This window comes from Companilactobacillus halodurans (assembly GCF_009600995.1).
Lineage (GTDB): Bacteria > Bacillota > Bacilli > Lactobacillales > Lactobacillaceae > Companilactobacillus > Companilactobacillus halodurans.
The window spans coordinates 1-8,505 of the sequence record NZ_VDFO01000061.1 but is presented as its reverse complement, the minus strand read 5'-3'; the positions used below and the strand labels follow the sequence as shown (position 1 = coordinate 8,505).

The window sequence follows — 8,505 nt, the reverse complement described above, 5'->3', positions numbered from 1 at the left end:
TAAGCGTATCAATCTTCAAATTTTTTGGCTCCGAGCAAGCTCGTCAGCCAAATAAAAAACAGCTAGACCAATTATGATCTAACTGCTTATGTAAACTGCCATCAACTTAATTTGACGAACAGCCGTTCATAAACGGTCACATCGGTTTCAGGATGCTTTTCTAAAATTTGTTCAACTGCAGCCGTTCCAGCATGTGTACATCCGACAACGATTACTTTCACTAGTCGGTTCCTCCTCTACAGTAGTACTTTTTTTATCCTATCCTTTATTGCAATTAGAACAACACGACACTTGATTACATTGTAGCAAGCTCAATTTCGCTCATTTTTTTAAAAATTGTATTTTTATCTATTCATAATCGGGCCTGTTTTTGAGAATATTTGTAATATAATAGATGTATATTGACATTTTTTGAAGCGAGGTCATATCCATGAACGAAATCAAATATTCCAGCGACGTACGTTCTAATACTTACAAAGATAGCACAAATATTAGAAAAATTGTTTTTATTAACGAACAAAATGTTCCAGAAAATTTAGAAATTGATGACAAAGAAGATCAATGTACCTACTTCAACCTTTACTCTGACAACAAAGCTGTTGCCACGGCTCGCTTCTTTCCACTTGATGATGGCGGCATCCATGTTCAAAGAGTTGCTGTTCTAAAAAATTACCGTCACAAAAATCTTGGTTCTCAATTATTAAAATATATTTTTAAATTTGCCAAAAAACAAGGTTATAATTATGTCATCCTTGGAGCACAAGATCATGCTCAAAATTTTTATAAAGAATTAGGATTTAAGGTCATCGGCAAACAATATCAGGAAGTCGGCATTGCTCATCATGACATGAAACTTCTATTGTAGTAAGATTGATTCAGTAATCCGATTCAGACATATTTGAGATTATTTAGGGAGCCTATTTAATAATGTATAGATTTTTTATTCAACCTCAACTCGATAAGGTCAATGATTCACTGATCGGCTATGAATTGCTTATGAAAAAAAAGACTGAGCAAGGATGGCGTCCACCAGCAAATTTTTCTGACGTCCCTTCTCACCTCATGGCTAAATTATTGATTGATACAACTAGTTTATTATCCTTAAAAATTGGTTCCGTTTCGGTAAATATCAATCGCAATCAATTGATGGACCAAGAAGTAAGAGCAGCCATTATTGAGGCTCAAAAGAATTTGCGTCCCTTACGACTTGTTGTTGAATTGACAGAAGACAAGCCTGACTACGATTGGAAGAATTCTCAACTGATTCCTTTAATCAAAGATTTCATCAATTATGGCATGGATTTTAGCCTCGACGATTGTGGAACCGGCGTTAATCAATTAGACCAAATTAAAGATTTAGTTCCTCTCGCTTCAGAAATTAAATTTGCAATTCAAAATTTTGGTGAGAAATTACGCGACCCAGATATCGAACAAAAAGTTATTTTCTGGCGTGATTTCAGTCAAAAAAATAACCTCCGTTTTATTTTGGAAGGTATTGAAGACCAAACAGATGACAAATTGGCCGATTCCTTAAATATCGACCTCAGACAAGGCTATTTTTATGGCAAGCCTCGCCTCTTAAAATTAAAAAAAGATGATGACAAATAAAAACAGCTGCTAATCTAAAAATTAGCGGCTGTTTTGTTTTTCCTGTTGAATTGCTTTTTGAGCAACTAAATTCAAATAATTGAACGGATTGTCGTAATTTGGTTGAAAGAGCATATCGACAAAGGCCAAATCTTCAATCGTATTCTTATTTTGAATGCAGACGGAAATTGTATTCGCCGATTGGGCTATTTCATGTTTACTAAATAATTGGGCTCCTAAAATCAGATGATTATCGCGATTATAAACTAATTTAATCGTCAACATACTAGTCGAAGGCATATATTTAGGACGGTAGTAATCATGATACTCGACTGCCGCAGCATTGATTTTACTTTCTAAAGCATGGCTCAAGGTCAATCCTGTTGAAGCTGTCGTATAACCAAATAATTCCATTGCTGAAGTGGCTTGAGTTCCCATGTACTTTTGAATATCCCCGAAGACATTGACCCCTGCAAGAGTTCCTTGACGAATAGCATTAGTTGCCAAGGGCATATAAGCAGGTTTTCCAGTAGGATTGAAATTGACTGTACAAACATCTCCCGCTGCATAAATATCAGGATTTGACGTCTGTAAATAATCATTGATAATGATGGCTCCATGACGATCCATTTCAACTTGTCCACGTAATAATTCAGTATTGGCTACGAACCCGGTCGCAACGATTACAAGATCTGATTTATGTTTCGTTTTAGTTGTTTCAATTATGATATTCTCATCATTGTCATCACGGTCAAAGCCTGTGACCCGTTCGTTTAAAAGAACTTTGACGCCATGATCTTTTAATAAATCAATCACATTTTGCGACATATCTTTGTCTAGATAATTATTTAAAACCTGATTTCTTGATTGAATCAGCGTGACATCATGTTCAGTATTGGCATAGCTTTCTGCTAGCTCCACTCCAACATAGCCTGCGCCGATAATCGTAATATGGCGATGATTTTGAGCTGTCTTATAAATGGCCTGTGCTTGGGCATAATTTTTACACATCAAAATTTTTGGATCTGAGATACCAACAATTGGTGGGACTACTACATAAGACCCCGTCGTCATAATCAACTTATCGTAAGTATCATTGATAATCTCATGCGTCTGCATATTTTCACACATCAAAGTCTTATGCTTAGCATCAATTTTTAGAACATCATGTTTCAATTTAATTTTGGCGCCCATTTTTTCCAAATCTTCAGGAGTTTCATAAAACATGTCTTCTAAATGCTTGACTCGTTTCCCCAGATATAGTGCAATCCCACAAGATAGGAAAGAAATATTATCATCTTTTTCATAGACGGTCACTTCTGTTTCGGGATGATCGTTTAAAATTTGCTCAACTGCTGCAGTACCGGCGTGAGTACAACCTACAATCACTACTTTCATAAGTTTCCCCTCATTTTTCTAAATATACATAAATTAATTTTGAAATAATTAAACATAAATTTAAAAATAACTACACTATTGACTAATATTATAAACCATTCAATTAATCAGTGAATAAAGAGTATACTAATAACCGGAATTATTAAGTATTAATAAACACCTGTATCTTAAAAATGAACTTCTATGTTAGACTTTTCTTAATTGAAAAAATAATAAAATTAAATAATTGAGGGAAAAACTTGCCAGATATCATTTTAGGAAGCATCATCAATAATTATCTGAATATCAATTCAGCAATTATTACTCTAGTGACAATTGGTCTGATAACGATCATTACGATCGTTGCTTATTCACTCGAACGAATAATCGGTAAGTCGTCGCCCTCTTATCAAAAATTTTTTAAACACCTAATAGAGGGATTAGTTCTAACCTTTAGTATGATTATGTTGCAACAGATATTCCATATTTTAAATACGGGCTCAATCAATCACGGCTGGCTGTATGCCAATGCTCAATTGACGATTCTGCTCTACTGCATGTATCTGATTCGCAATAAGATTACTTTACTGATCAATATTTTAATGCCTTTTGCATATTACACATCTATTAATTTAGATCGTTTGGAAAATAAAAATTTACCATTCTTTGCCGTCTCGTACATTTTCTTGGTTATTATCGTAATTTATATTTATCAGCAAACTGAAAAATTGCAACGCTCTGAATGGAAATATTTAATCATGCAACTATTCTTTGGATTATCTTGGTGGATACTCCTTTGGGTCGATCATAGTTTTCCAATGCTTGAAATCATTAATATGCTCATAGTTTTCTTGATTTATATGGCAATAATTCGTTTTTGTGCAAAAAAACTAGAAGATACAATGATTAATTATGATGATTTAAAAGTGAAAGTAAATTACGATGAATTAACTGGAATCAGGAATCGAGCCAGCTTAGATAAAACAGCTCAAGAACTTTTTGAAACTTATTCTAATGAAGAAATCCCGTTAACTGTTACCATGTTTGATATCGATCACTTTAAAGAATTCAACGATACATATGGACACAGCACCGGCGATGAAGTTTTGAAGCACGTTGCCCAGACGATTGAGCGGGAAATGTTTTTAGGTGATGCCAAGGGGGAACTATTCCGTTTTGGAGGCGAAGAATTTATTATCGTCTTTCGAGGCAAGAAGCCAGCCCAATGCATCCCTATCATCGCAAATCTTAGAGAAGCTTTAACTAACACACCTTTGGTTTTAAATGGCGAAAAGTTAGAAATAACAATTTCTTTTGGCGTTTCCAAGCTTGATAAGACCGATCTTAACTTCGATGACCTCTTTAATCGAGTCGATCGCTATTTATACGAATCAAAAAACCTCGGTCGCAACCGTTTGACTGTTGAAGGATTGACATATAATTTTAATAAATTAACTAAATAAGCATCACTGACTATAAAAATCAGTGATGCTTTTTTCGTATTTTCAACTGTATATTTTTCTAAAATTCGAAATAAAAAAATAGTGAGAAATTAATCTCACCGTCGGGAAGGAATCAGTTGTTTTTAAATCTGGTAGTCCCTACGCATAATATTAAACCATGTGACACACTAGCGCAAGCATTAAACTGTTAATTTTAAAATGAATAATGATGCTTCAAAGATGGGACGACTATCTTATCGGAAATGCCAATAATTACTCCTTGGAAAAACATTGCTAGAACGGTTCCAATCCCTACGGACAGGATATTACCCGTCAAGAAATAACAAATAATCATAATGATTACTGGTGGTGTATAACTGATTAATTGTCCCCAGCCAGCTGAACCATGAAGATATTTGAAACGTAAGAGATAAGCTAATTCGTCATTAGGATGTTGTATCAAATTGCAACGTTGATAAATCGAAGTTCCGATGGATACCCCAATTAAGCCGATAACATCGACCAATAATCGTGAAGCTATCGATAAATTATTCAATTGTAAAGGATTGAGGATATCTGAAAAGAAGCCAACCAAATAACTGAATGGCAATGAAAATAGTAAATTGGAGATAAAAATATGTTCATCGAATTTGCCTAATAAAAATTGATTGGCAATCGTTACAATGACCGCATAAACGAATAAGGTCGTTCCATAACTTGAATGCAATAGGGATGAGATGTTGACCGCTGAAGCCGTCCAGACAGCACTCCCCATGTTGCTGTCAATCATTAAAGCATTGGCAAAAGCATCTAAGACGATTGCAAAAACTAAATAGCCTAACCGAATTTTAAATTTTCCCTGTCTCAAAACAATATCCTTCCACATATAACAAAAGAGAGCTAAGACCAAATAAGGTCAGCTCCCTTTTTATTTGATTTCATTGATTAGTTTAATTAAGGACTAATTCAATGTCAATCGGCTTATTTCTTAGGGTGATTCATTTCATCCATGCTCAATAAGTGATATTCATGTTTTTCATTTGGATCATAAGCTTCAATTTGAGCCATCATTCCAGTATCTTCGTGTTCTAGAATGTGACAGTGATACATATAAACACCAAATTTAGTGAATTGAACAGCTAATCTAACTGTTTCACCTGCATTGACACCAACCGTATCTTTCCAGCCATGTTCATTAGGATATGGTTCTTTGCCATTACGACTGATGACTAAGAATTGGCAACCGTGCATATGGAATGGATGAATCATTCCGCCATCCATATCGTTAGTATTAACAACGTCCCAAAGGACAGTATCGCCAATCTTTTGCTTGCGGTCGATTCTTTGCATATCAAAGAGTTTGCCATCCAAACGTACTTGGTCATCCATCCCTGACATAACAGTCTTTGTAACAGGAAGTCCTGGTGTAACTTTTGGTGCGTCGATAGTTGTTAAGTGTTCTGGCAATTTAGAATCGTCAGCAGCATATTGACCAATCTTAAATTTCATAATTGGCATATCATCGCTCATCAAAGTTACCACGTCACCTGGTTTCTTGTCGCCAAAGTCAACGATAACTTCTGCACGTTCAGCACAAGTTAACATCAATTTCGTGAATTTAACGGGTTCTGGCAAAATGCCGCCGTCAGAAGCAATCTGTGTAAATTCGTGATTGTCGTCAAAGTGCAATCTCCATTCACGACGATCAGACCCATCCAAGATTCTTAAACGGACTTTTTGTGTCGTAACATTGAAGACACCATTGATTGTTCCATTGACTAAAGCATACTTGCCAAGAGTTCCATCGACATCATAATCTTTTTTATAATCAAGTTGATTATCATGATAAGTTCTATCTTGTAAAATCACTGGAATATCATCGACGCCATAGTTTCTTGGTAATGGCAACTTAGCTTCTTCATCATCTGTAACGACGACAGCAGCAGCTAATCCATTCCAAACTTGGCGAGCTGTATTTGGACATGGATGTGGGTGAATCCAATCAGTTTGTGCAGGTTGGTCCAAAGTGAAGTCGATATCACGACTGCCATCTGGATAAACCGGTGCATGCGGACCACCATCAACGATAGGTCCAGTAACATTTAGTCCATGCCAGTGAAAAGTTGTTACTTCTGACAATTTGTTAACTAGGTGAACATGGTAGTGAACGCCTTTTTTCAAAACAATTGTTTGTCCTAACAATGAAGCATTGTAGCCCCAAGTCTTTGTCTTAGCACCAGGAAGAATTTGTGTTTCGCCCTCTTGAGCCGTAATTGTGTAATAAACATCGTTTCCGTCAACTTTATCTGGTTCCAAAGCTGCGGGAATATTTAAAGGTTGATCTGGTACATCAGCCTTTTCTAGTGGAACATAGCCACCATCGTGTAAATCGAATATGGGTTCATCGAAGAAATAATCGTTATAAACCTTTGAATCTGTCATTTAAAATTCGCCACCCTATTTAGTTTTTGATCGGAAAGTGCAAATGAAACCTACTAAAGCATCAACAAACATACCAATTGCCATCATATACATTGCAATCATATTCTTATTTGCAAAAACAAAATAAAGCAAAATAGCATAAAAAACCAGCATGATTAATGAAAATGTTTTTGAACTGCTTGACACTGTATCACCACCAAAAATTTAATACAGTTACATTCTAATACAGTTTCTTCTATATTAAAAACTATTTTCGGGTAACCTAAAACATTAATATGTATAAATGACTAACTCGCCATCGATATAATTTCCTAAATAAACATCTGAAACATCGACCTTTTGCTTTTTCAATTCTTCTTCGACCCAATCTTCATCTTTTTTTATTGATTCCAATTCATCATAGTCAATTTTCCCATCCAAAATGATTGGATAACGCAAACTGTCTTCATCTTTCATAATGATAGTCAACATACCATTACGTTCAAAAACGGCCCGCTTAACATTTCGGATATCCATCACGCCAGACTGACGGAGCTTAAATGACAGGTCATTGGCAGATAAGCCATTTTTCAGTGCTAAATCTACATCGATGTGACCATTTTTGACAATTACTTTGGGGGTACCTTCAACTACCTTCTTAAAAATATTATTGTGGTTGGTCAAAAATTTTGCTACAAAAACGACCATCGTCCAAATCAGCAAGACCAAAGCAAATTGCAAAATCGTGATGCTTGAATTGTAAATCATACCACCGACGATACCACCAAGAACGTAGTTTTGAAGTTGATCAATCGCACTTGTAGGTGCAATGTTGCCTCGTCCAAAGAGATTGATTTGTAGAACCATGAATAGGAAACCGATAATAAATTTTAAAGTTAAATCTCCGTAATTTAAATCCATCATTTCACCTACTTTTTAATCAATTTAATTTGTTTTGTGCTGACAATACCAGCTTCACTTAACGTAAAACTAGTTTGATTGTCGTCGAAACTAACTTTGTAAATTTTAGAACCAGCTTTAATCAGCATTCCTTCAGTCAAACTGGAACTATTGGAATAGACTTTTTTCAAGGAGACATCTTGATCCTTGGCAATTGATTTCATTAATTCCAACGTTTGCGAATTTTTATTGCTGACATCAAGTTGTTGTTCATAATTGTTATAGTTGATTCCTAAAAACAATAAAATTCCTAAAACAAAAATAATCAACAAATCACGATATTTATTGTCCGACCTATTTTTGAAATACAAAAAAGCCGTGACTAGGATTGCTAAAGCTAAAACTAAGGTTCCAATAATGAACATGAAATTGGGTTGGTCACTATGATTGGTTATATATTGATACGAATAAAAATCCATTTATATCCCTTCAATCATTTATTAATTTACATTTAGTATACCAAAAAGCCCATTTAAAGGCTTTTCAAACGCCTCCAACCCGAACAAAGCATAAAAAATAGCCCAGCAATCTTAAAAGTGATTGTTGAGCTATTTTGCCGATTTATTTTTGCCAGGGAAATTTCAAACTAATATTTTTAGGCTGTACGATAAATAAAGTTGATAGGTATTTTGCCATCAACTTTATTTTTGTATACCATTTATTAGTAATAACCATTTAAGAACACCAAAAAAGGACACCATTCATGCCCTTTAGATGT

At 35.0% G+C, this 8,505-nt stretch carries 8 protein-coding genes; 3 read left to right on the top strand and 5 right to left on the bottom strand.

Going from position 1 to position 8,505, the window contains the following annotated elements; genetic code table 11:
• Nucleotides 1-430: 430 nt before the first annotated feature.
• Both FHL05_RS11870 and FHL05_RS11865 read left to right on the top strand, forming a co-directional pair.
• Complete coding sequence (locus tag FHL05_RS11870; RefSeq protein WP_153385327.1) at nt 431-865, top strand: GNAT family N-acetyltransferase; 435 nt, start codon at nt 431-433, stop codon at nt 863-865.
• 62 nt (nt 866-927) lie between these two features.
• Entirely contained in the window at nt 928-1,608 is a 681-nt protein-coding gene (locus tag FHL05_RS11865; RefSeq protein WP_153385326.1) for an EAL domain-containing protein, read from the top strand.
• A gap of 21 nt (nt 1,609-1,629) precedes the next feature.
• Here the strand turns inward: FHL05_RS11865 and FHL05_RS11860 are convergent, their stop codons facing one another.
• Complete coding sequence (locus FHL05_RS11860) at nt 1,630-2,985, bottom strand: FAD-dependent oxidoreductase (protein WP_153385325.1); 1,356 nt, start codon at nt 2,983-2,985, stop codon at nt 1,630-1,632.
• Between the two features lie 239 nt (nt 2,986-3,224).
• Here FHL05_RS11860 and FHL05_RS11855 point away from each other — a divergent pair, with 239 nt between their 5' ends.
• The gene (locus FHL05_RS11855) at nt 3,225-4,427 is read left to right on the top strand and encodes a GGDEF domain-containing protein (protein ID WP_153385324.1); all 1,203 of its coding nucleotides are present in this window, start codon (nt 3,225-3,227) and stop codon (nt 4,425-4,427) included.
• Between the two features lie 193 nt (nt 4,428-4,620).
• Here the strand turns inward: FHL05_RS11855 and FHL05_RS11850 are convergent, their stop codons facing one another.
• From FHL05_RS11850 to FHL05_RS11830, 4 genes are all read right to left on the bottom strand, one after another.
• Nucleotides 4,621-5,274 (bottom strand): YczE/YyaS/YitT family protein, encoded by a 654-nt coding sequence (locus FHL05_RS11850; protein ID WP_238333970.1) that lies wholly within the window; start codon nt 5,272-5,274, stop codon nt 4,621-4,623.
• Nucleotides 5,275-5,387: 113 nt separating this feature from the next.
• Nucleotides 5,388-6,848 carry a multicopper oxidase family protein gene (locus tag FHL05_RS11845; protein ID WP_153385323.1) on the bottom strand — a complete coding sequence of 487 codons (1,461 nt, stop codon included), beginning with the start codon at nt 6,846-6,848 and terminating at the stop codon, nt 5,388-5,390.
• A gap of 270 nt (nt 6,849-7,118) precedes the next feature.
• Entirely contained in the window at nt 7,119-7,748 is a 630-nt protein-coding gene (locus FHL05_RS11835; RefSeq protein WP_153385322.1) for a DUF421 domain-containing protein, read from the bottom strand.
• A gap of 8 nt (nt 7,749-7,756) precedes the next feature.
• Complete coding sequence (locus tag FHL05_RS11830) at nt 7,757-8,206, bottom strand: DUF3290 family protein (RefSeq protein ID WP_153385321.1); 450 nt, start codon at nt 8,204-8,206, stop codon at nt 7,757-7,759.
• Between the last annotated feature and the right edge of the window lie 299 nt (nt 8,207-8,505).

Excerpts from the sequence above, each read along its gene's own strand:
- FHL05_RS11870 (WP_153385327.1), top strand. The coding sequence starts at position 431 with ATGAACGAAATCAAATATTCCAGCGACGTACGTTCTAATACTTACAAA.
- FHL05_RS11865 (WP_153385326.1), top strand. The coding sequence starts at position 928 with ATGTATAGATTTTTTATTCAACCTCAACTCGATAAGGTCAATGATTCA.
- FHL05_RS11860 (WP_153385325.1), bottom strand. The coding sequence starts at position 2,985 with ATGAAAGTAGTGATTGTAGGTTGTACTCACGCCGGTACTGCAGCAGTT.
- FHL05_RS11845 (WP_153385323.1), bottom strand. The coding sequence starts at position 6,848 with ATGACAGATTCAAAGGTTTATAACGATTATTTCTTCGATGAACCCATA.
- FHL05_RS11835 (WP_153385322.1), bottom strand. The coding sequence starts at position 7,748 with ATGGATTTAAATTACGGAGATTTAACTTTAAAATTTATTATCGGTTTC.
- FHL05_RS11830 (WP_153385321.1), bottom strand. The coding sequence starts at position 8,206 with ATGGATTTTTATTCGTATCAATATATAACCAATCATAGTGACCAACCC.